We start from the raw sequence: 20,702 nt of genomic DNA, 5'->3' as shown, positions 1-20,702 counted from the left end.
TCCGCCGGGACCCGCACGTCCTCCAGGATCACCTGCCGGGTCGGGGACCCCTTGATCCCCAGCTTGCGCTCCTTGGGCCCGAACGACACCCCCGCATCGGCCTCGGCGTCCACCACGAACGCCGAGATCCCCCGCGCCCCCGCACCCGGATCGGTCACCGCCATCACCGTGTAGAACCGCGACACCCCCGCGTTGGTGATCCACATCTTGGTGCCGTTCAGCACCCACCCGTCGCCCTCGCGCACCGCACGCGTCTTCATCCCCGCCGCGTCCGACCCCGCATCGGCCTCCGACAACGCGTAGGAGAACATCGCCTCGCCCCGCGCCACCGGCCCCAGGAACCGCTCCTTCAGCTCCGCCGACCCCGCCAGCAGCACCGGCACCGTCCCCAGCTTGTTCACCGCCGGGATCAACGACGAGGACGCGCACACCCGCGCCACCTCCTCGATCACGACCACCGTCGCCAGCGCATCGGCCCCCGCACCCCCGTACGATTCGGGCACGTGCACCGCGTGCAGATCGTTGGCCACCAGCGCGTCCAACGCCTCCTGCGGGAACCGCGACTCCTCGTCCACCTCCGCCGCGAAAGGAGCGATCTTGGCCTCGGCCAGCTCACGCACCGTACGCCGCAGCAGCTCATGCTCCTCGGACGGCGCGTACGTGGGAAAGTCAGCACTCATGCCGCAGATGCTACCGGCCAGTAGGCAGTGGCGGCCGACGCAGGTACCCGCCCGCAGCGGGCACGTAAGTAGGGCCGCTCGTCGGCCAGAGCGAACGGAGAGGAGCAGGCCTTGTCCTACCGGCTGACGGTCATCGGAACCGGTTACCTCGGCGCCACCCACGCGGCGTGCATGGCCGACCTCGGCTTCGAGGTCCTCGGACTCGACGTGGACGCGGAGAAGATCGCGCGGCTCTCGGCCGGCGACCTCCCCGTGTACGAGCCGGGGCTCGAGCCCGTGCTGCGCCGGGGGCTGGAGACCGGGCGGCTGCGCTTCACCACGTCCTACGAGGAGGTCGCGGAGTTCGGCGACGTCCACTTCCTGTGCGTCGGCACCCCGCAGAAGGCCGGGGAGTACGCCGCCGACCTCACCTACGTCGACGACGCGATCGCGTCGCTGGCGCCGCTGCTGGAGCGGCCCTGCCTGGTCGTCGGCAAGTCGACCGTGCCGGTCGGGACGGCCGCGCGGCTGGGCGAGGCGCTCGCCAAGGCGGCGCCGGTGGGCGGGGACGCCGTGCTCGCCTGGAACCCCGAGTTCCTGCGCGAGGGCTTCGCCGTCCAGGACACCCTGCACCCCGACCGGATCGTGGCCGGGCTGCCCGCCGACCAGGGCGCCGCCGAGCACGCCGAGAAGGTGCTCCGCGAGATCTACCGGACGATGATCGCCGAGGGGGTGCCCTTCATCACGGCCGACTTCCCCACCGCCGAGCTGGTCAAGGTGTCGGCGAACGCGTTCCTCGCCACCAAGATCTCCTTCATCAACGCGATGGCCGAGGTGTGCGAGGCCGCGCACGCGGACGTGACGAAGCTCTCTGAGGCGCTGTCCTACGACGACCGGATCGGCGGGAAGTTCCTGGGCTCGGGGCTGGGGTTCGGCGGCGGCTGCCTGCCGAAGGACATCCGGGCGTTCATGGCCCGGGCGGGCGAGCTCGGCGCCGACCAGGCGCTCACCTTCCTGCGCGAGGTCGACGAGATCAACATCCGCCGCCGGATCCGGATGGTGGACCTCGCCCGGCAGCTGCTCGGCGGCTCCTTCGCCGGGCGTACGGTCGGCGTCCTCGGCGCCGCGTTCAAGCCCAACTCCGACGACGTGCGCGACTCCCCCGCGCTGGACGTGGCCGCGTCCATCCGCGCCCAGGGCGCCAGGGTGACCGTCTACGACCCGCAGGCCATGCGGAACGCGCGCCGCGCCCACCCGACGCTGGAGTACGGCGACTCGGCGATGTCCGCCGTCCGGGACGCGCACGCCGTCCTGCTGCTGACCGAGTGGGCGGAGTTCCGGGACATGAACCCCGCAACCGTCGCCGAGGCCGTCGCCGAGCGCAACATCGTGGACGGGCGCAACGCGCTCGACCCCGAGCGGTGGCGCGCGGCCGGGTGGAACTACCGGGCGCTGGGGCGTCCGTGACGGGGAACTAAAGCGGCCGGAGGCGGTGTTGTGGCGGGCATGAGCGCTGACTTCGCCGACCCGGACGTGATCACCCGCCTGCTGGACGAGTCGAGGACGTGGGCCTTCGTCGGGCTCGGGGACGCCCCCTCGCGGGAGGTCTACAACCAGGCCCGGCTGCTGCAGCGGCGCGGGAAGCGGATCATCCCGGTGCATCCGGAGGCGCGGGAGGTGCTCGGCGAGAAGGGGTACGCCTCCCTCGCCGACGTCCCGGACGCCTCCGAGGTGGACGTGGTGGGCGTCTACCGCCGCGCCGAGCACGCCGGGCAGGCGGTGGACGAGGCGATCGCGGCGGGCGCGAAGGCCGTGTGGCTGCCGCTCCAGGTGGTCGACGAGGCGGCGGCCCGGCGCGCCAGGGACGCCGGGCTCGACGTCGTCATGGACCGCTGCCCCGCCGTCGAGTGGTCCCTGCGCCACTGACGGCCCCGGGCCGGCCTCGACGGGCCCCGGCGGCGCCGGGAGTCCCTCAGAGCCGCTCTCGCAGCCGCGCGCCCTTCGCCTTGGCCTGACCGTAGAGGTCCTGCTGGAAGACCGTCATCTTGGCTCGCAGGTCCTCGTCGGAGGCGGCCAGGATCCGGACGGCCAGCAGCCCGGCGTTGCGGGCCGCGCCGACCGCGACCGTCGCGACCGGGACGCCCGCGGGCATTTGCACGATCGAGAGCAGCGAGTCCATGCCGTCCAGGTACTTCAGCGGGACGGGCACGCCGATCACCGGCAGCGGCGTCACCGAGGCCAGCATGCCCGGCAGGTGCGCGGCGCCGCCCGCCCCCGCGATGATCACGCGGAGGCCGCGGGCCGCCGCGTCCTCCCCGTAGGCGATCATGTCGTGCGGCATGCGGTGCGCGGACACCACGTCGGCCTCGTAGGGGACGCCGAACTCCTCCAGCGCCTGGGCCGCGGCCTCCATCACGGGCCAGTCCGAGTCGCTGCCCATCACCACGCCGACGACCGGGGCGTTCACGCGTGCCTCCCGTTGATCTCGCTCACTGGTGTCCTCATCGCGCGCGGTCCTTCATGGCGGGACCCCACCGCAGGTAGTCGGCGGCGTGCCGGGCGCGCTCGCGGACCTCGGCGAGGTCCGCGCCGAGCGCGGTCACATGCCCGATCTTGCGTCCCGGGCGGGACTCCTTGCCGTACATGTGCACCTTGACGCCCGGGTCGTGGGCCATCACGTGGATGTAGCGGGGGTAGACCTCCGGGTCGTCGCCGCCGAGCACGTTGGCCATGACCGCGTACGGGGCGGTGGGCTCGGTGGAGCCGAGCGGCAGGTCGAGGACGGCCCGCAGGTGCTGCTCGAACTGCGAGGTCCGGGCGCCCTCGATCGTCCAGTGCCCGGAGTTGTGCGGGCGCATGGCGAGCTCGTTCACCAGCAGCCCGCCCTCGGTCTCGAACAGCTCCACGGCGAGGAGGCCCACGACGCCCAGCTCCTCCGCGACGCGGAGGGCGAGGCTCTGCGCCTCGGCGGCCAGGTCCTTCGAGAGGCCGGGCGCGGGCGAGATCACCTCGACGCAGATCCCGCCCTCCTGGACGGTCTCCACGATCGGGTACGCGGCGCCCTGGCCGTAGGGGGAGCGCGCGACGAGCGCGGCCAGCTCGCGCCGGAAGGGGACGTGCTCCTCCACCAGGAGGTCGACGCCCTCGGCCTGCAGCCGGTCGGCGACGCGGGCCTCCTCCGGGTCGCCGGCCACCCAGACGCCCTTGCCGTCGTAGCCGCCGCGCGTGGACTTCAGGACCAGCGGCCAGCCGTGCTCGCGGCCGAACGCCTCCAGGAACGCCGCCGGGTCGGGCGACGGGACGGGCGCGTAGGCGGGGCAGGGGACGCCGAGGCCGCTCAGCCGCTCGCGCATGACGAGCTTGTCCTGGGCGTGCGCGAGCGCGGCCGACCCGGGCCGGCACGGGACGCCCGCGGCCTCCAGCTTCTGGATGTGCGGCCCCGGGACGTGCTCGTGGTCGAAGGTGACCACGTCGCAGCCCTGGGCGAAGGCCAGCAGATCGTCGAGGGCGCGGTCGTTGCCGACCCGCGCGTCCGAGACGACCTTGGCGGCCGAGTCGTCCGGCGCTCCGGCGAGCACGCGCAGCGGTACGCCGAGCGCGATCGCGGCCTGCTGGGTCATCCGGGCGAGCTGCCCGCCGCCCGCCATCCCGACCACGGGCATGTCACGAACCTTCACGTCGAAAGGCTATCGGGCGGCCGGGCCGAACGAATCACGCGGCGCCCGCGTCGAAGGTGTGTGGGACCCTCGGCAGTGGGCACGGGACAATGGGCACCGAACGGGGGGTGGCCGTGAAAGCTTCGTGTTCCAGCGTCCCAGGCGCCGCGGGCGTCTATCCTCGTTGTTCCTCCCCGCAAGCCCGGAAGGACGGATCCCCTTCGTGAGCCTGGTCGCCAAAATCCACCGGCGGTTCGCGCACCTCGTGCGGGAGCTGGCCCAGTTCGGCAGCGTGGGCGCCATCGCGTTCGTGATCACGTTCGCGATCGGCAACGGCCTGCACACCGGCATGGGGGTGGGCCCGCTCACGTCCAACGGCGTCGCCACGGTGATCGCGACGACGTTCTCCTACCTGGCGAACCGCTACTGGACGTTCCGGCACCGCGACCGCACCGGCCTCGGCCGCGAGTACGTGCTGTTCTTCGCGCTGAACGGCGTCGGACTGGTGATCACCGAGCTGTTCATCGGCTTCTCGCACTACGTCCTCGGCCTCGACGGCGCGGTGTTCTACAACCTCGCGCTGGTCGTCGGCACCGGGGTGGCGACCCTGTTCCGCTTCTGGTCGTACAAGAAGTGGGTGTTCCTGCCGGCGAGCGCCCCGCCCGTCGACCCGGCCTCCGGGCTGCCCGAGGCGCCCTCGGACGACCTCACCGGCGAGCCCGCCGCGGAGCCCGCCGCAGGGGGCCCCGGTGCGACCCGCGCGCCGGAGGGCGGTCCCGCCCCGGCGCCCCGGCTCCTGCACCCCCTCGACCGCGCCGCCGAGGACTACGCCGAGATCTGAGCTCCCGCCCGGGGCGTCCGGCCGCTCGACGTGAAGCGTGGGGCCCCGTCTCCCCGCGTCGGGGCCTCCCCGCGTCAGGCGGGCCCCATGACCACGCGTTCGGCGGCCAGGCGGACCTCTGCGGCCTGGCGCAGGAAGACCCCGAAGACCGCGGGCCGGGAGTGCAGGAGCTCGAGGCGCCCGCCGTCCACCACCGCCAGCGAGCGGGCGAGGTAGAGGCCGAGGCCGGTGCCGTGGCCGCCGGAGACGCTGCGCTCGAAGATGCGGGGCTCCAGCCCCGCCGGGATGCCCTCGCCCTCGTCGCCGACCTCGACCACCACCGAGCTCGCGCCCGGCTTGGTGTGGATGGTCACGGTGCCGGCGCCGTGCACGAGCGAGTTCTCCAGGAGCGTGGCGACGATCTGCGAGAAGCCCTCGGGGTGGGTCATGCCGACCAGGCCCTGCTCGCCGATGATCCGCACGTCCCGGCCGGCCTTGCGGAAGCTCGGCCGCCACTCCTCGACCTGCTGGGCGATGATCTCGTCGATCGGGGACGGGACGGCGCCGCCGGTCCGGTCGTGCCGGGCGCGGGCGAGCAGCTGCTCGACGACCGCGACGAGCCGCTCGGCCTGCGCGACCGCCGCCGCGCCCTCCTCCCGGACGACGTCGGGGTAGTCGGCGGCCTCGATCATCTCCTCAAGCCGCATGGACAGCGCGGTCAGCGGGGTGCGGAGCTGGTGGCTGGCGTCGGCCGCGAACTCGCGGCTGGCGACCAGCAGGTCGGTGATGCGGACGGCGCTGCGGTCCAGCACCTCGGCGACCCGGTCGACCTCGGGGATGCCGTAGCGGCGCGGGCGCGGCCGGGCGTTTCCGCTGCCGAGCCGGTCGGCGGTCTCGGCGAGGTCGACCAGCGGCAGCGTCAGCTTGCGGGCCTGCACCATCGCCAGGCCGACGGTGACGGCGACGCAGAGCAGGGCCAGGCTGCCGACCAGCAGGAGCAGCCGCAGCGCGGCGTCGCGGACCTGCGCCTCGGGGCGCGACACGCGCACCCTGACCCGGCCGTGGGTGGCGGTCGCCGACAGGACGGGCCCGCGCGCGGGCGGCCCGGCGGTGACGGTCCGGCCGTCCGGCAGTGTGATCGACACGTGCCGGCCCGGGTACTCCCGGGCCAGGACCGTGCCGGTGACGGGCTGGTGCGCCTCCAGGCTGTAGCCGACGCCGCCGGCGATGGAGGACGCCTCCCGGTCGAGCGACCGGCCGGCCTCCTCGTACACGAGCTTGTGGGCGGCGTAGGCGAGGGGTATGCCGAGCAGGAGCAGCGCGACCACCGCCACCGCGAGCGTCGACAGGAGCAGTCGGCGCCTCATGGGGGCTCCTTCGAGGGTGGGGCCGCGGAGCGTGCGGCACTCGCCCCGGAGGCCTCTCGGGAAGGCCCCCGGCGTCCCGCACGACCGCGGCGGCCGGTGCTAGTCGCCGCGCTCGAACCGGAAGCCGACGCCCCGCACCGTGGTGATGTAGCGGGGACTGCCGGCATCGTCGCCGAGCTTGCGGCGCAGCCAGGAAATATGCATGTCGAGGGTCTTCGTGGAACCCCACCAGTTGGTGTCCCACACCTCGCGCATGATCTGTTCGCGGGTCACGACCTTGCCCGCGTCGCGCACGAGGACGCGCAGCAGGTCGAACTCCTTGGTGGTGAGCTGCAACTCCTGGTCGCCCATCCAGGCACGGCGCGACTCGGCGTCGATCCGCACGCCCTGGACGATCGGGGTCTCGGTGCTGCCCCGGCGCAGCAGGGCGCGCACCCGCGCGAGCAGCTCCGCCAGCCGGAACGGCTTGGTCACGTAGTCGTCGGCGCCGGCGTCCAGCCCGACGACGGTGTCGACCTCGTCGGCCCGGGCGGTCAGGATCAGGATGGGCACGCCGTGCCCCTCGGCCCGCACCCGGCGGGCCACCTCAAGGCCGTCCAGCTCGGGCAGGCCGAGATCAAGGACGATCAGGTCCACGCCGCCCCCGAGCGCCCGCTCCAGCGCCTGTGGGCCGTCGGGGCTGACTTCGACGGTGTACCCCTCGCGACGCAGCGCGCGGGCGAGAGGCTCGGAGATGGACGTGTCGTCCTCGGCGAGCAGTACTGAGGTCATGAACCGATCGTATGACCAAACTTGACCATTGCCCGGCTCCCGCCGCGCTCTTGACCTGCGGTTTGCCACTCGTAGTACAACAACGAACACGGTTTTGCCGACGCGTCGCGGATGTGGCCCTAGTCACGTCCCCAGGCGGGGGCGGCCGCCAGGTCGAGGACCGCTGCCGAGGCCCCCGGCAGCGCCACCGCCACCGATCCGGAATCGCCGAAGCTGACCGATTCGATGCGAATCGCCGGATCCGAGGCGAGCAGGAGCCGTGGGGCCGCCCCGCCGGGACCGGGCATCGGGAGCAGGACGGGCCCCTCGCCGAGGTTCGCCGCCACGCACACCGGGCCGCGCCGCAAGGCCAGCGCGCGCACCGCCTCGCCCGCCGCCCCGCCGGCCTCCTCGCCTCCCGCCTCGCCGTGCGTCTCGCCGCCCGCCTCGCCGTGCGTCTCGACCTTCACGGCGGTCAGCCGGGGGTCGTTCAACTCGGGCCGGGAGCGGCGCAGAGCGATCAGGTCGCGGTGCCATTCGAGCAGGTCGCGGTGCGGGGGCCGGTCCGGTTCGGCCCAGTCGAGCACCGAGCGCCGGAACGTGTCCACAGCCTGTGGATCGGGGACCTCGCCGCTCCAGCCGTGCCGGGAGAACTCGCGCCGCCGCCCCTCGCTGACCGCGCGCGCCAGTTCCGGATCCTGGTGGTCAGTGAAATAGCACCACGGGGTCGACGCGCCCCATTCCTCGCCCATGAAGAGCATGGGCGTGAACGGCCCGAGCAGCAGCAGCGCCGCGCCGGCTTTCAGCAGCCCGGGGGACGGCACAAGGGCTCCTATGCGGTCGCCCGCCGCGCGGTTGCCGACTTGGTCGTGGTTCTGCAGGAAGCCGAGGAATCTGTGCGCGGGCGTTTCCCTGACATTGACCGGGCGGCCGTGGTGCCGCCCCCTATAGGTCGACATGGTCCCGTCGTGGACGAAGGCCTTGGTGAAGGCCTTCTCCAGCGTTTCCAGGGAGCCGAAGTCGCAGTAATATCCCTGCCTCTCACCGGTGAGCGCGGCGTGCAGCGCGTGGTGGAAGTCGTCGCTCCATTGGGCGTCCAGACCGTATCCGCCGGCTTCCCGGGACGTCACCAGGCGCGGGTCGTTCAGGTCCGATTCGGCGATGAGGAAAAGGTCCCTGCCGAGGTGAGCGGAAAGCGCCGACACGGCGCGTCCCAGCTCTTCCAGGATGTGCACCGCACTGTGGTCGGTGAAGGCGTGGACGGCGTCGAGGCGCAGCCCGTCCAGGTGGTAGTCGCGCAGCCACATCAGCGCGTTCTGGACGACGAATGCGCGGACTTCGTCCGATCCCTCCTGGTCGAAGTTCACGGCGTCGCCCCAAGGCGTGGCGTGGGCGCTCGTGAAATACGGGCCGTAGCTTCCCAGGCGATTCCCGTCCGGCCCGAGGTGGTTGTAGACGACGTCCAGGACGACGGCCAGACCGCGGGCATGGGCGGCGTCCACGAAGCGCTTCAACCCGTCCGGGCCGCCGTACGGCTCGTGCGGCGCCCATAGGTGCACCCCGTCGTAACCCCACCCGTGCCGGCCGGGGAAGGACGCGACCGGCAGCAGCTCCACCGCGTCTATGCCGAGCGCCACCAGGTGGTCGAGACGCTCCACCGCCGCGTCGAACGTGCCCTCGGGCGTGAACGTCCCCACATGCATCTCGTAGAGGACGCTGCCGGCGAGCGGGCGGCCGTGCCAGTGCTGGTCGGTCCACGCGAACCGTCCGTGGTCGTAGAGGCGGCTGCGGCCATGGACGCCCTCGGGCTGCCAAGGGGAACGCGGGTCGGGCAGCACTTCGTCGGCCTCGTCCAGGACGAACCCGTAGTCGGTCCCGTGGGAGGCGTCCGCGACCTCGGCCTCCCACCACCCCGAGGGCCGCGCCTCCATGGGGTGCCGGGCGCCGCCGGCCACGACGTCCACGCGGCCGGCGGCGGGTGCCCACACCTCGAAACGGGCGCTCACCGATCGATCTCCCGGGGGACGAGCAGCGCGACGGGAAGGTGCTCGAACAAGCGCGAGGCGTCCAGGATCGGGCCCATGTGCGTGCAGCCCGTCAGGACGTCCCGCCAGCCCTGGCGGCGCACGTCCACGCGGGTTCCCTTCCAGCCGCCGCGGCGCTCCAGGCCCACGGGGAGCCGGGTGGCGAGCGCGACGGCCTCGCCCCGGGCGAACCCCACGACGTGCTCGGCGGCGGGCCCGCGCGCGGTGACCGGCTCGTGCCGGGAGCCGGGGCCGAACCACTCCGGATGGGACCGGCGCAGCCGCAGCACCCGCGACGTGACCAGCAGCTTCTCGTCGTCGACCTCCTTCGGCTGCCGGCCGGTGTCGAGCCGGAACAGGTGCTCGCGGCGCCGCCCGTAGTCGACGGGCCGCCGGTTGTCGGGGTCGACCAGCGACAGGCCGGTCATCTCGCAGCCCTGGTAGACGTCGGGGACGCCCGGCATCGCCAGCTGGACGAGCTTCTGGCCGAGCGTGTTCACGCGGGCGTAGGGGGCCAGCTTCGCGACGAACGACGTCATGTCGGTCACGAGGTCGGGGTCGGCCAGGACGCCCCGCGCGTACTCCAGGACGGCCTCCTCGTACTCGGGATCCTGTTCGGCCCAGGAGGTGCGCGTCTTGGCCTCCCGCATCGCCTTGGTGAGGAACTCCTCCAGCCTGCCGATGGTGAGCGGCCAGGCACCGACGAGCGTCTGCCAGAGCAGGTACTCAAGGTCCGGCTCCAAGGGGGACGTGCCGGGGCCCCAGGTCCGCCACCGGTCCACGGCTTCGACCCACTCGCCGGGCAGTTCCGACAGCACGGCCAGCCAGGCGCGCACGTCCTCCTCGCGCTTGGTGTCGTGCGTGGAGAGCGTGGTCATCGTCAACGGCCAGTCGCGGGCGAGCCGTATGCAGAAGGCATGGAACTCAGGCTCGCCGACGCTGAACCGCCCTGGCGCGCCGCCGACCTCGTTCAGGGCGGCCATGCGGTTCCACCGGTAGAAGGCCGTGTCCTCCACGCCCTTGGCGGCCAGCGGAGACGACGTCTGCTGGAACCGGACGATGAACTCGGCGTCGGTGCGCTCGCCGCGTCCGAGGGCCAGGTCCACGATGGTTTCCAGGTCGCCGTGCATTTCCTCTGGCAAGTGCGCGCGTGCGCGGCGGGCGGCCTCGTCCACGACGTCCACGGCCTGCTGGGGTGCGTCCTCCCCAGGCACGACGTACGCGCGGTAGACGGGCATGGCGACCAGCAGCTCGACCAGAGCCCGTTCCAGGCCGGGGCGGCGCTCGCCCACCACCCGGTGGAGGACGCGCTGGAGCCGCTCGATCTCGGGCTTGAGGCTGTGCGTCGCGGCGTGCATCCGGGCGTCGCGCTCGACCTCCTCGAACTCGGCCGGGTTGCCCGTGAGCGACACGTAGTAGTCGGTCAGCGGCTTCTCCCCGGCCGGGTCGACGAACAGCCCGCCGATCATGCCGAGCGCGTCGTAGCCGGTGGTGCCCGCGCACGGCCAGTCCGCCGGCAGCCGCTCCTCCCCCTCGGTGATCTTCTCGACGAGCAGCCGGCGGTCCGGGGCGGCCTCGGCCAGCCGCCGCAGGTAGCCGCGCGGGTCGGCGAGCCCGTCGGGGTGGTCGATGCGCAGCCCGTCCACCAGGCCGTCCCGGACCAGGCTCAGCAGCAGCGCGTGCGTGCGCTCGAAGACCTCCGCGTCCTCCTGCCGCAGCCCGATCAGGCCGGAGATGTCGAAGAAGCGCCGGTAGTTGGGCTCGCCCTCGCCGGGCGGCACGATCCGCCCGCCGCCCGCCTCCCAGTCGACGTCGAACCACCGCGCGAACCGCGACCGCGGCCCCTCCGCCAGGACGTCCGCGAACGGCAGGTTCAGCTCGGGCGGCTCAGGGATCGCCATGTGGTTCGGGACGACGTCCACCAGCACCCGGAGCCCGTGCGCCCGGAACCGGGTCGCCATGGCCCCGAACGCCTCGGGCCCGCCGAGCTCCTCCGACAACCGGGAGTGGTCCACGACGTCGTAGCCGTGCGTGGAACCAGGCGCGGCCTGCAGGATCGGCGACAGGTAGACGTGCGACACGCCGAGGGCCGCCAGGTAGGGGGCCAGCGCGGCGGCCTCGGCGAATCCGAAGTGCTCCTCGGGCGTCCCGCGGAGCTGGAGGCGGTAGGTGCCGGTCGGCGGCACGGGGAGGGCGTCCTCCTCGGGGACGGGTCTGTCGGCCTGTTCGGGTCTGTCCGCCCTTTCGGGCATGTGGTCCTCGGACACGGTTTCCTCGGGGGGTTCGGCGGCGGGAAGCGGTTCCTCGGGGACGGGCTCGGCCTGCGTGTGGGCGTCCGCCTGCGCGGCGTCCGCCTGCCTGAGGTCTACCCACGCGGGGGCTGTATGCGCGTCGTCGTCCATCTGCCCGTCCTGCCTCAGAGCCGGCGGATGACCTGGACGGAGCGAGCGGCGACCGGCACGTTCTCGCGGGCCTTCACGACGGGCGACTCCTCCTCGGCGAGCAGCGGATCGGCGGTGTCCAGCACCTTCATCCACATCTGCCCGTAACGCGCGGGCGGAAGCGTGAACGGCAGGTCCCCCTCGTGGGCGTTGAACAGCAGCAGGAACGAGTCGTCCCTGACCTGCCGTCCGCGCCGGTCCGGCTCCCCTATCGCGTCGCCGTTCAGGAACACGGTCAGCGACTTGTTGAACCCGGCGGACCAGTCCTCGTCGGTCATCTCCACTCCGCCGGGGGTGAACCACACGAGGTCGGGCAGGTCCTCGGGCCGCGTCCCCGCGCGGGTGCGCCTGGAGCCCTCGACGCCGCCGCTGAAGAAGCGCCGCCGGCGGAACACCGGGTGCTCGGTCCGCAGCTCGGAGAGGCGGCGGACGAAGTCGAGCAGCGGGCCGCGCTCGTCGAAGAACGTGTCGTCGCGCAGGCCCGTCCAGTCGACCCAGGACAGCTCGGTGTCCTGGCAGTAGGCGTTGTTGTTGCCGCTCTGCGTCCGGCCGATCTCGTCGCCGTGCAGGAGCATCGGCACGCCCTGCGACAGGAACAGCGTGGCCAGGAAGTTGCGCTTCTGCCGCTCGCGCAACGAGATGATCTCCAGGTCGTCCGTCGCGCCCTCGTGGCCGCAGTTCCACGACCGGTTGTCGTCGGTGCCGTCGCGGTTGCCCTCCCCGTTGGCCTCGTTGTGCTTGCCGTCGTAGGAGACCAGGTCGTGCAGCGTGAAGCCGTCATGGCACGTCACGAAGTTGATCGAGGCGAGCGGGCGGCGGCCGTCGTCGGCGTACAGGTCGGACGAGCCCGTCAGCCGGGACGCGAAGTCGGGCAGCGCGCCCGGCTGCCCGCGCCAGTAGTCGCGCGTCGTGTCGCGGTACTGGCCGTTCCACTCCGTCCACAGCGGCGGGAAGTTGCCGACCTGGTAGCCGCCCTCGCCCACGTCCCACGGCTCGGCGATCAGCTTGACCTGCGAGACCACCGGGTCCTGCTGGACGAGGTCGAAGAACGCCGACAGCCGGTCCACCGCGTGCAGCTCGCGGGCCAGCGTCGCGGCGAGGTCGAAGCGGAACCCGTCCACGTGCATCTCGGTCACCCAGTACCGCAGCGAGTCCATGATCAGCTGCAGGACGTGCGGGCTGCGCATCAGCAGGCTGTTGCCGGTGCCCGTGGTGTCCATGTAGTAGCGGGGGTCGTCCTCCGTGAGCCGGTAGTACGAGGCGTTGTCGATGCCGCGGAACGACAGCGTCGGCCCGAGGTGGTTGCCCTCGGCGGTGTGGTTGTAGACGACGTCCAGGATCACCTCGATCCCGGCCTCGTGCAGCGACTTCACCATCGCCTTGAACTCCAGCACCTGCTCGCCGCGCTGCCCGGACGAGGAGTACTCGTTGTGCGGCGCGAAGAAGCCGATGGTGTTGTAGCCCCAATAGTTGCGCAGCCCGCGGCTCGTCAGCGCGTCGTCGTGGACGAACTGGTGGACGGGCATCAGCTCCACCGCCGTCACCCCGATCGAGCGCAGGTGATCGGTGATCACGGGGTGGCCGAGCGCCGCGTAGGTGCCGCGCAGCGCGGGCGGGATGTCCGGATGCCTGGCGGTGAGCCCCTTGACGTGCGCCTCGTAGATCACCGTCTCGTGGTACGGGGTGCGGGGCGGGCGGTCGTCCCCCCAGTCGAAGTACGGGCTGACGACCACCGACCGCATCGTGTGGGGCGCCGAGTCGGCGTCGTTGCGCGACCACGGGTCGCCGAAGTCGTAGCCGAAGCACGCCTCGTCCCAGTCGACCTGGCCCTCGACGGCCTGGGCGTAGGGGTCCAGCAGCAGCTTCGCGGGGTTGCAGCGCAGGCCGCGCGACGGGTCGTACGGGCCGTGCACCCGGAACCCGTACCGCCGCCCCGGCATGACGCCCGGCAGGTAGGCGTGCCACACGAAGGCGTCCACCTCCGGCAGCGTCAGCCGCGTCTCCTCACCGTCGCCCGCCGGGCCGTCGAACAGGCACAGCTCCACCTTCTCGGCCACCTCGGAGAAGACGGCGAAGTTCGTCCCCGCGCCGTCGAACCGGGCCCCCAGGGGGTAGGCGTCACCCGGCCAAACCTGAGCCAATTGTTCCGCCCTTCGTAAGGGTGCGGCACCGGGGCGCCCGACCGCGCACGTACCGGGGGCCGCACCCGGGATGCCCTTCCCCCTGGGGGATAGATCACACCGATCGGGACCCCACTGGCCAGAACGGACATCGGTGCGTTACGTTAGGGGAGCCTAACCTTAATGAGGGCGCCCTTACCGGCCCCGGTCGGGCACGCTGCGAACAGGACGCCGCGAACAGGACGAGCCGCACGGAAGGTCTCCCACCGGAATGTACGTCTGCATCTGCAACGCCGTCACGGAGGACGACGTCCACGGCTGCATGGCGAGCGGTTGCACGACCGCCAAGGCCGTCAAGGCGGCCTGCGGATTCAAGCCCGGCTGCGGCCTGTGCACCAAGCGCATCCACACGATGGTCAGCGAGTACCGCGCCTCCGCGGCCCTCGCGGACGCCCTGAACGGCGGCCCGCACCCTCTCGCGGCCGTCCCCGAGGCGCCCCTCGACGCCTCCCGGCTCCCGGAGCCCGCACAGGCCATGGGGCAGCGCGCCGACGGCGGCTCCGCGTCCTCGACCGCCGCCTGAGGCCCCCTTCCGCCCCTCCGGTCAGCGCCCCGTTCCGCACGGTGTGCCACGAATCGGGCACGCACCGTGCGGGGTTCGGTACTGTCCCGGATCCGGTCCGGCATGGAAGCATGGGGGCCATGGAAGGCGACAACGACATCATCGCGCTGCTGAACGAGCAGCTCACCGCGGAGCTCACGGCGATCAACCAGTACTTCCTGCACTCCAAGATGCAGGAGAACTGGGGCTTCACCCGCATCGCCAAGCACACCCGCGACGAGTCCTTCGACGAGATGCGGCACGCGGAGCGGCTCACCGACCGGATCCTGTTCCTCGAGGGGCTGCCGAACTACCAGAAGCTCGGCACGCTGCGCATCGGGCAGACCATCGTCGAGCAGCTCAAGGCGGACCTGGAGATCGAGATGGAGGCCGTGGCCCGGCTGCGGCCCGGCATCGAGCTCATGCGCTCGCGCGGCGACGTCACCTCCGCCCGGATCTTCGAGGACATCCTCGCCGACGAGGAGGAGCACATCGACTACCTGGAGACCGAGCTGAGCCTCGTCCAGGCCCTCGGCGAGCAGAACTACCTCCAGCGCCTCACCGACTCGCCCGGCGAGGGCGGCCCGAGCCCCGTCTGAGGCCTACGGCGCCTGCCCGCCGCTCCGGCGCAGCACGTACGGCTGGACGATGCCGAGACCGCGGACCGGGCGCCTGACGATCCGGGTGACCTCGTAGCCCGGCGCCTTCTCCAGGCACGCCGCCAGCTCGGCGTCGATCACCACCGAGCCCGGCCGGGCGAGGGAGGTGAGCCGGGCCGCGAGGTTCACGGTCGTGCCGAACACGTCGCCCATCAGCGGCAGGACGGGCCCGTGGGCGACGCCGACCCGCACGTCCGGGACCTCCGTCTCGTCCTGGATCGCCGACGCCACCGTCAGCGCGATCTCCGCGCCGACCTCCGGCGTCTCCGCGCTGAACAGCACCTCGTCGCCGAGCGTCTTCACCAGCCGGCCTCCGCAGGAGGCGATGATGTCGGCGGCGGTCTCCTCGAACCACTCCACCACCCGGGCGAGCTCGATCTCCTCCAGCTCCCGGCTGACCTGGGTGAAGGAGACCATGTCCGCGAAACCGACCGTGGTCATCGGCCGGCCCGCGGAATCGCCGTTCTCCCGGCTCGCCGCCGCGGCCAGCGCCCGCGTCCCGGCCGCGGCGAGCTGCCGCCGCCAGGCGTGCACCACCAGCGGCTCGAAGTCGCCGATGTGCTTCTCGGCGATGTCGACGACCGTGTCCACGGCCTGCGCGGACGGCGCGTCGTTCAGGTCCTGCGTCAGCATGCTGCGCAGGAGGTTGACCTGCCATTCGGCGAGCCGTGTCATCGTCTGGCCGAACGCCCGGACGAGCCGGATCACTCCGTCCTCGTCCAGGATCCCGTCGTCGACGAGCTTGCGGAGCCGGTCCAGCGCCGCCACGTCGCCCTCGGTGTAGGCGATCGTCTCGTCGGGCATCGACGGGTAGCCGAACGCGCGCCAGATCCGTCCGGCGAAGTCCCGGGAGACCCCGGACTGCCGGACGGCCTCGACGCGGTTGTACCGCAGCTCGCCTCCGAGCAGGAGCTCTTCGATCTCCTTCGGATCCGGCAATCCGGCCGCCATCATCCGCCCCTCAGTCCGCCGCCGCCATGGGCCGTGGCGCCGGCGTCGTGGATCGGTACCCGAACATATCGTCGCAGATCAGCATCAACTTCAGCGGCCGGATGGCGGATCGTCCCGTCCCGTTCATCGGACGTGCACCACATCTCCGGCGCTGACCGCGCGCTCGCCGCCCGGTCCGGCCACCACGAGCCGCCCCGTCTCGTCCACGTCCCGCGCCGTCCCGGCGAGCCGCTCGCCGCCGGGCAGCTCCACCCGCACCTCGCGGCCCAGGGTCGCGCACAGGTCGCGGTACGCGGTACGCAGCCCGCTGCTCTCCGGATCACCGTCGAGCGCCGTCCACTCCCGGTACCAGGTGGCGAACTCGCGGAGGATCGCGCGTAGCAGGGGCGCCCGGTCGCTGAGCGGCGCGCCCTCGATCGCGAGGGACGTCGCGGTCGGCACCGGCAGCTCGTCCTCGCGCAGCCCGACGTTCAGCCCGACCCCGACCACGAGGCCGCCGTCCACCATCTCGGCGAGGATCCCGGCGAGCTTGCGGTCCCCGACCAGCACGTCGTTCGGCCACTTCAGGCGGACGTCCACCGCGACGTCGCCGCCCTCCCCGAGGAACCCCTCCCCCGCCTGCGACCAGGCGGTCATCCGCCGGAGGGCGGTGGCGACCGCCACCCCCGTCAGCAGCGACGCCCAGGCGAACCGCGACTGCGGCACCCGCGGGCGCAGGAGCACGGAGAACGTCAGCCCGGACCGCGGCGGCGCCGTCCAGGTCCGGCCGAGCCTGCCGCGGCCCGCCGTCTGGAGCTCGGTGACCAGCACGGTCCCCTCCGGCGCGCCCTCCCGCGCCCGGTCGGCGAGGTCGGCGTTCGTGGAGCCGGTCTCCTCCACCACGCGGACGTCCCGCCACAGCCCGTCCTCCCGCACGAGCGCGCGCCGCAGCGCGGCCTCGTGCAGCGGCGGCCGGTCCAGGTCCCCATACCGTGAGTCGGTCACACCACCAATCCAACCCCATAACGAGTTCGATCTTGGGACCGGCATCCGGCCGCGGGGAACCCGCTCGTTAGGGTGCCCCCATGGATGGTGTGACGCTGCGGCGCGACGGGCACGTCGCGGAGATCGTGCTGGACCGGCCCGAGGCCCTCAACGCCCTGTCGACCGCGATGGCGCGGCGCCTCGCCGACGTGTGCGCCGAGGTCGCGGCGGACGCCTCGGTCCGCGCGGTGGTGCTCTCCGCCGCCGGCGAGAAGGCGTTCTGCGTGGGCGCCGACCTCAAGGAGCGCAACGGGATGACCGACGAGGAGATCCTCGCGCAGCGCCCCGTCTTCCGCGCCGCGTTCGGCGGCGTCCTGAACCTGCCGCAACCCGTCGTCGCCGCCGTGCACGGCTACGCCCTCGGCGGCGGCTGCGAGTTCGCGCTGTCCGCCGACATCATCGTCGCGGACGAGTCGGCCGTGTTCGGCCTCCCCGAGGTGAGCGTCGGCCTCGTCCCCGGCGGCGGCGGAACCCAGCTCGCGCTGCGCCGCCTCGGCCCCGGCAAGGCCGCCGACCTGGTGTTCACCGGCCGCCGCCTCGGCATCGAGGAGGCCCTCGCCTACGGCCTCGCCGACCGCAGGGTCCCCGCCGGCACCGCCCGCGAGGAGGCCCTCGGCATCGCCGAGGTGATCGCCCGCAACTCCCCCACCGCCGTCCGCGCCGCCAAACGCGCCATGCGCCTGGGCGGCGGCACCGCCCTGGACGCCGCCCTCGACCTCGAAGAGAACGCCTGGCGCACAGTCGCCTTCTCCGCAGACCGCCGCGAGGGAATCGCCGCCTTCAACGAGAAGCGCAAACCCAACTGGCCGTCTTAACCCAGGGGGGCGTGTCTTCCCAGGGGGGCGACCCCCTGGAACCCCCGTTGCGAGCCGGGCGATCCTCACGCCACGGTTTCGGTTCTCGTGCCCGTGCGGGTTTGTTGCGTGGCGCTGCGGTCGCCCGGCTCGGCGGGTCGGGCGACCTCCAGGCGCTAGAGCGCCTTCCGGCCGCCCGACCCGCGGGCCCGCTCAGGTCCACTCCAAGAAGGTTCGGCGTGGCACGTCCAAGAGGGTTTTGGCGGGGGCTCTCAGGTGGGGGGCAGGGGGTCGGGGTGGCCTTTGTGCAGGCGGGGCCATTGGGTGGTGGGGCGGCCGTTGGTGGTGAAGAAGCCGCCGTCCACGGAGCCGGCTCGGGGCCAGGCGGGGGGTGAGTCCTCCCAGTCTTCCTGGCGTCCGTAGACCGTGAGGTCCATCAGCGAGTAGGCGATGTCCATCGCCTCGACGCCACGGCCGTTCGTCCAGTACGTCTCGAACACGCGGTCGCCGTCACGCAGGTAGCACACCAGGTGGAACATGCCGACCTGGCGGCCGGTCAGCAGTGTGTCGGCGGAGTCCCGGGCGGAGTACCAGGGCATGTTCCAGCCCATGAAGTCGCGGTACCGGACGCTCTCCTCGTACGGGCCCTGGCAGAACGTCGCGTAGGTGATCCCGGCGGCGTGCAGGTTGGACAGCTCGCGGACCTGCCCGTTGAAGAACGTGCAGCCCGGGCACTGCTCGGCCGCGGGGCGGCCGGTGAACCACATCATGTAGTACGCGACCAGCTGCCGGCGGCCCTCGAACGTGTCGAGGAGCGTGACGGGGCCGTCCGGGCCGGTCAGCGGGGTCGAGGCGTCCACCTCCACCATCGGCAGGCGGCGGCGGGCCGCCGCGACCGCGTCCCCCGCGCGTGTGTGCGCCTTCTCCCGTACGCGGAGCGCGTCCAGTTCGGCCTGGAACGCGGCCCGGTCGACCACTTCGGGGGTTGGGAGCGTCGTGTCGGTGCTCATGGGCTCTTCCCTTCCTTCCGGTGGACCTTCACACCACCGACGAAGGGCGCCCGCCCCGGATCGACATCGCCGCCGAGTTTTTACCTGGGTGGAGATCAGAGCTCTTGGAGCCGTCCGGTGAGGTAGCGGCGCTCGGGCTCGGTCGGCGCCATTTCCAGCGCCTCCTCGTACGCCGCCTTGGCCTCGGCCTTGCGGCCGGCGCGGCGCAGCAGGTCGGCGCGGGTCGCGGGGAGCAGGTGGTATCCGTCCAGGCGTCCGGACGCGGCGAGTTCCTCGACCAGGGCGAGGCCGGACGGGATGCCCTCGGCCATCGCGACCGCCACCGCGCGGTTGAGATCCACCACCGGGGACGGCGCCAGCCGGGCCAGCGCGCCGTACAGGGCCGCGATCTGCGGCCAGTCGGTGCTCGCCGTGTCCGGCGCGGTGGCATGGCAGGCGGCGATGGCGGCCTGCACCTGGTAGGGCCCGCCGCGCCGCAGGGCGAGCGCCCGGTCGAGCACGGCCACGCCCTCGTCGATGAGGTCCCGGTCCCAGCGGGAGCGGTCCTGGTCCTCCAGCGGGACGAGGACGCCGCCCTCCATGCGCGCGGGTCGGCGGGCCTCGTGCAGCAGCATCAGCGCGAGGAGGCCGCGCGGCTCGGGCTCGGACGGCATGAGCCGGACGAGCACGCGGGCCAGGTGGATCGCCTCTGCGTTCAGCGCCCGGTCCGGGTCCTCCTCGCCGTAGCCCTGGTTGAAGATCAGGTAGAGGACCGCGAGGACGGCCGCGAGCCGTTCGGGGAGCTGCTCGGCGGGCGGCACCCGGTACGGGATGCCGGCCTCCTGGATCTTGCGCTTCGCCCGGACGAGGCGCTGCGCCATCGCGGGCTCGGCCGCCAGCAGCGCCCGGGCGATCTCGGCGGTGCTCAGCCCGGCCAGCGTGCGCAGGGTGAGCGCGACCCGGGCGGGGAACGGCAGCGCCGGATGGCAGCAGGTGAAGATCAGCCTGAGCCGCTCGTCCGGGATGTCCTCCTCCGCGGGCTCCCGCGCGCCGTCCGCCGCGAGCAGGCGCAGCTTGGCCGCGCCCGCGGCGTCGCGGCGCAGCCGGTCGAGCGCGCGGTTGCGGGCCGCCGTCGTGAGCCACGCGCCCGGGCGGCGCGGGACGCCGTCGCGCGGCCAGGTCGCCAGCGCGGCGGCGAACGCGTCCTGCGCGCAGTCCTCGGCCAGGTCCCAGTCCCCGGTCGCCGCGATCAGCGTCGCGACGACCTGGCCCCACTCGTCCCGGTACGCCGCGTCGACCGCCGCGCGCACCGGGTCGCCGGGCGCGGTCACTCCCAGAGGGGGCGGATCTCGACGCTGCCCCGGCGCGCGTAGGGGTGCCCGGCGGCGATCCGGACCGCCTCGTCCAGGCCCGCGCACTCGATGACCATGAAGCCGCCGACGAAGTCCTTGGTCTCGGCGAACGGGCCGTCCGAGACCAGGGTCTCGCCGTCGCGGACGCGGACCGTGGTCGCCTCCGCCACCGGCCGCAGCCGCACGCCGAGCAGCTTGGCTCCGGTCCGCTCCAGATCCGCCAGCCACGCCCGGTGCGCCGGATCGGCCGCGATTTCCTCGTTGCTCGGCGACGCCGACTCGTCGTCGCATATCAGCAGCCCGTACTTCATGCGCTTGATTCTGCCCAGGGGGGCGACCCCCTGGAACCCCCGTCACGAGCCGGGCGATCCTCACGCCACGGTGCGGGTGTGCTGTGCCCGTGCGGGTTGGTGTCGTGTCGCTCCGGTCGTCCGGCTCGACGGGCCGTGCGACCTCCAGGCGCCAGAGCGCCTTCCGGCCCCCCGACCCGCGCCGT

19 protein-coding genes are annotated in these 20,702 nt (G+C 72.8%); 6 read left to right on the top strand and 13 right to left on the bottom strand.

Going from position 1 to position 20,702, the window contains the following annotated elements:
• Positions 1 to 680 (bottom strand): acyl-CoA dehydrogenase family protein (locus ABWI07_RS38745; RefSeq protein ID WP_353821584.1); only part of this gene is annotated, 680 nt, incomplete at its 3' end.
• A 111-nt stretch (positions 681 to 791) separates the two neighbouring features.
• On the opposite strand from ABWI07_RS38745, the gene ABWI07_RS38740 reads away from it, so the two are divergent.
• Together ABWI07_RS38740 and ABWI07_RS38735 are read left to right on the top strand one after the other, a co-directional pair.
• Positions 792 to 2,126, top strand: a complete 1,335-nt coding sequence (locus ABWI07_RS38740; RefSeq protein ID WP_353821583.1) for a UDP-glucose dehydrogenase family protein — start codon at positions 792 to 794, stop codon at positions 2,124 to 2,126.
• 39 nt (positions 2,127 to 2,165) lie between these two features.
• Positions 2,166 to 2,585: a CoA-binding protein gene (locus ABWI07_RS38735; RefSeq protein WP_149259091.1), complete on the top strand. Its 420-nt coding sequence runs from the start codon at positions 2,166 to 2,168 to the stop codon at positions 2,583 to 2,585.
• A gap of 46 nt (positions 2,586 to 2,631) precedes the next feature.
• Here the strand turns inward: ABWI07_RS38735 and purE are convergent, their stop codons facing one another.
• Together purE and ABWI07_RS38725 are read right to left on the bottom strand one after the other, a co-directional pair.
• On the bottom strand, positions 2,632 to 3,099 hold the full coding sequence (purE, locus tag ABWI07_RS38730) for a 5-(carboxyamino)imidazole ribonucleotide mutase (protein ID WP_149259553.1): 468 nt from the start codon (positions 3,097 to 3,099) through the stop codon (positions 2,632 to 2,634).
• A 61-nt stretch (positions 3,100 to 3,160) separates the two neighbouring features.
• The gene (locus ABWI07_RS38725) at positions 3,161 to 4,321 is read right to left on the bottom strand and encodes a 5-(carboxyamino)imidazole ribonucleotide synthase (RefSeq protein ID WP_149259552.1); all 1,161 of its coding nucleotides are present in this window, start codon (positions 4,319 to 4,321) and stop codon (positions 3,161 to 3,163) included.
• A gap of 217 nt (positions 4,322 to 4,538) precedes the next feature.
• Here ABWI07_RS38725 and ABWI07_RS38720 point away from each other — a divergent pair, with 217 nt between their 5' ends.
• The gene (locus ABWI07_RS38720; protein ID WP_353821582.1) at positions 4,539 to 5,156 is read left to right on the top strand and encodes a GtrA family protein; all 618 of its coding nucleotides are present in this window, start codon (positions 4,539 to 4,541) and stop codon (positions 5,154 to 5,156) included.
• 74 nt (positions 5,157 to 5,230) lie between these two features.
• Here ABWI07_RS38720 and ABWI07_RS38715 read toward each other — a convergent pair whose 3' ends face one another.
• From ABWI07_RS38715 to glgX, 5 genes are all read right to left on the bottom strand, one after another.
• A complete protein-coding gene (locus ABWI07_RS38715) occupies positions 5,231 to 6,502 on the bottom strand; it encodes an ATP-binding protein (protein WP_353821581.1) in 1,272 nt (423 codons plus the stop codon).
• A gap of 99 nt (positions 6,503 to 6,601) precedes the next feature.
• A complete protein-coding gene (locus ABWI07_RS38710) occupies positions 6,602 to 7,273 on the bottom strand; it encodes a response regulator transcription factor (RefSeq protein WP_019629095.1) in 672 nt (223 codons plus the stop codon).
• 119 nt (positions 7,274 to 7,392) lie between these two features.
• Positions 7,393 to 9,258: a malto-oligosyltrehalose trehalohydrolase gene (gene treZ / locus ABWI07_RS38705; protein ID WP_353821580.1), complete on the bottom strand. Its 1,866-nt coding sequence runs from the start codon at positions 9,256 to 9,258 to the stop codon at positions 7,393 to 7,395.
• On the bottom strand, positions 9,255 to 11,678 hold the full coding sequence (treY, locus tag ABWI07_RS38700) for a malto-oligosyltrehalose synthase (protein ID WP_353821579.1): 2,424 nt from the start codon (positions 11,676 to 11,678) through the stop codon (positions 9,255 to 9,257). The genes treZ and treY overlap by 4 nt, the downstream gene beginning before the upstream one ends.
• Before the next feature lie 14 nt (positions 11,679 to 11,692).
• Entirely contained in the window at positions 11,693 to 13,858 is a 2,166-nt protein-coding gene (gene glgX, locus ABWI07_RS38695; protein ID WP_353821578.1) for a glycogen debranching protein GlgX, read from the bottom strand.
• Between the two features lie 250 nt (positions 13,859 to 14,108).
• Here glgX and ABWI07_RS38690 point away from each other — a divergent pair, with 250 nt between their 5' ends.
• Together ABWI07_RS38690 and bfr are read left to right on the top strand one after the other, a co-directional pair.
• Positions 14,109 to 14,420: a (2Fe-2S)-binding protein gene (locus ABWI07_RS38690; protein ID WP_149259086.1), complete on the top strand. Its 312-nt coding sequence runs from the start codon at positions 14,109 to 14,111 to the stop codon at positions 14,418 to 14,420.
• Positions 14,421 to 14,539: 119 nt separating this feature from the next.
• Complete coding sequence (bfr, locus tag ABWI07_RS38685; RefSeq protein ID WP_141581003.1) at positions 14,540 to 15,037, top strand: bacterioferritin; 498 nt, start codon at positions 14,540 to 14,542, stop codon at positions 15,035 to 15,037.
• Between the two features lie 3 nt (positions 15,038 to 15,040).
• On the opposite strand, the gene ABWI07_RS38680 is transcribed toward bfr, so the two are convergent.
• Both ABWI07_RS38680 and ABWI07_RS38675 read right to left on the bottom strand, forming a co-directional pair.
• Positions 15,041 to 16,048, bottom strand: coding sequence for an adenylate/guanylate cyclase domain-containing protein (locus ABWI07_RS38680; protein WP_353821577.1), 1,008 nt, complete (start codon positions 16,046 to 16,048; stop codon positions 15,041 to 15,043).
• A gap of 123 nt (positions 16,049 to 16,171) precedes the next feature.
• On the bottom strand, positions 16,172 to 17,032 hold the full coding sequence (locus tag ABWI07_RS38675; RefSeq protein WP_353821576.1) for a biotin--[acetyl-CoA-carboxylase] ligase: 861 nt from the start codon (positions 17,030 to 17,032) through the stop codon (positions 16,172 to 16,174).
• Positions 17,033 to 17,112: 80 nt separating this feature from the next.
• Between ABWI07_RS38675 and ABWI07_RS38670 the strand changes: the two genes are divergently transcribed.
• Complete coding sequence (locus tag ABWI07_RS38670) at positions 17,113 to 17,886, top strand: enoyl-CoA hydratase/isomerase family protein (RefSeq protein WP_353821575.1); 774 nt, start codon at positions 17,113 to 17,115, stop codon at positions 17,884 to 17,886.
• A 251-nt stretch (positions 17,887 to 18,137) separates the two neighbouring features.
• Here the strand turns inward: ABWI07_RS38670 and ABWI07_RS38665 are convergent, their stop codons facing one another.
• The 3 genes from ABWI07_RS38665 to ABWI07_RS38655 form a co-directional block, all read right to left on the bottom strand.
• Positions 18,138 to 18,875 carry a DUF899 family protein gene (locus ABWI07_RS38665; protein WP_353821574.1) on the bottom strand — a complete coding sequence of 246 codons (738 nt, stop codon included), beginning with the start codon at positions 18,873 to 18,875 and terminating at the stop codon, positions 18,138 to 18,140.
• A 95-nt stretch (positions 18,876 to 18,970) separates the two neighbouring features.
• Entirely contained in the window at positions 18,971 to 20,185 is a 1,215-nt protein-coding gene (locus ABWI07_RS38660) for an RNA polymerase sigma factor (protein WP_353821573.1), read from the bottom strand.
• The gene (locus ABWI07_RS38655; RefSeq protein WP_353821572.1) at positions 20,182 to 20,517 is read right to left on the bottom strand and encodes a YciI family protein; all 336 of its coding nucleotides are present in this window, start codon (positions 20,515 to 20,517) and stop codon (positions 20,182 to 20,184) included. The genes ABWI07_RS38660 and ABWI07_RS38655 overlap by 4 nt, the downstream gene beginning before the upstream one ends.
• Positions 20,518 to 20,702: the final 185 nt, after the last annotated feature.

It is taken from the genome of Actinomadura sp. NPDC000600, assembly GCF_040492135.1.
Taxonomy (GTDB): Bacteria; Actinomycetota; Actinomycetes; order Streptosporangiales; family Streptosporangiaceae; genus Spirillospora.
Note: the sequence above shows the minus strand (reverse complement) of the source record. Positions and strands in the feature narration are given on the sequence as shown.

Coding starts and splice junctions, on each gene's coding strand:
- treY (WP_353821579.1), bottom strand. CDS start 11,678: ATGGACGACGACGCGCATACAGCCCCCGCGTGGGTAGACCTCAGGCAG.
- ABWI07_RS38670 (WP_353821575.1), top strand. CDS start 17,113: ATGGATGGTGTGACGCTGCGGCGCGACGGGCACGTCGCGGAGATCGTG.
- ABWI07_RS38665 (WP_353821574.1), bottom strand. CDS start 18,875: ATGAGCACCGACACGACGCTCCCAACCCCCGAAGTGGTCGACCGGGCC.
- ABWI07_RS38725 (WP_149259552.1), bottom strand. CDS start 4,321: ATGCCCGTGGTCGGGATGGCGGGCGGCGGGCAGCTCGCCCGGATGACC.
- ABWI07_RS38715 (WP_353821581.1), bottom strand. CDS start 6,502: ATGAGGCGCCGACTGCTCCTGTCGACGCTCGCGGTGGCGGTGGTCGCG.
- ABWI07_RS38735 (WP_149259091.1), top strand. CDS start 2,166: ATGAGCGCTGACTTCGCCGACCCGGACGTGATCACCCGCCTGCTGGAC.
- ABWI07_RS38710 (WP_019629095.1), bottom strand. CDS start 7,273: ATGACCTCAGTACTGCTCGCCGAGGACGACACGTCCATCTCCGAGCCT.
- bfr (WP_141581003.1), top strand. CDS start 14,540: ATGGAAGGCGACAACGACATCATCGCGCTGCTGAACGAGCAGCTCACC.
- ABWI07_RS38655 (WP_353821572.1), bottom strand. CDS start 20,517: ATGAAGTACGGGCTGCTGATATGCGACGACGAGTCGGCGTCGCCGAGC.
- purE (WP_149259553.1), bottom strand. CDS start 3,099: ATGGGCAGCGACTCGGACTGGCCCGTGATGGAGGCCGCGGCCCAGGCG.
- ABWI07_RS38690 (WP_149259086.1), top strand. CDS start 14,109: ATGTACGTCTGCATCTGCAACGCCGTCACGGAGGACGACGTCCACGGC.
- ABWI07_RS38680 (WP_353821577.1), bottom strand. CDS start 16,048: ATGGCGGCCGGATTGCCGGATCCGAAGGAGATCGAAGAGCTCCTGCTC.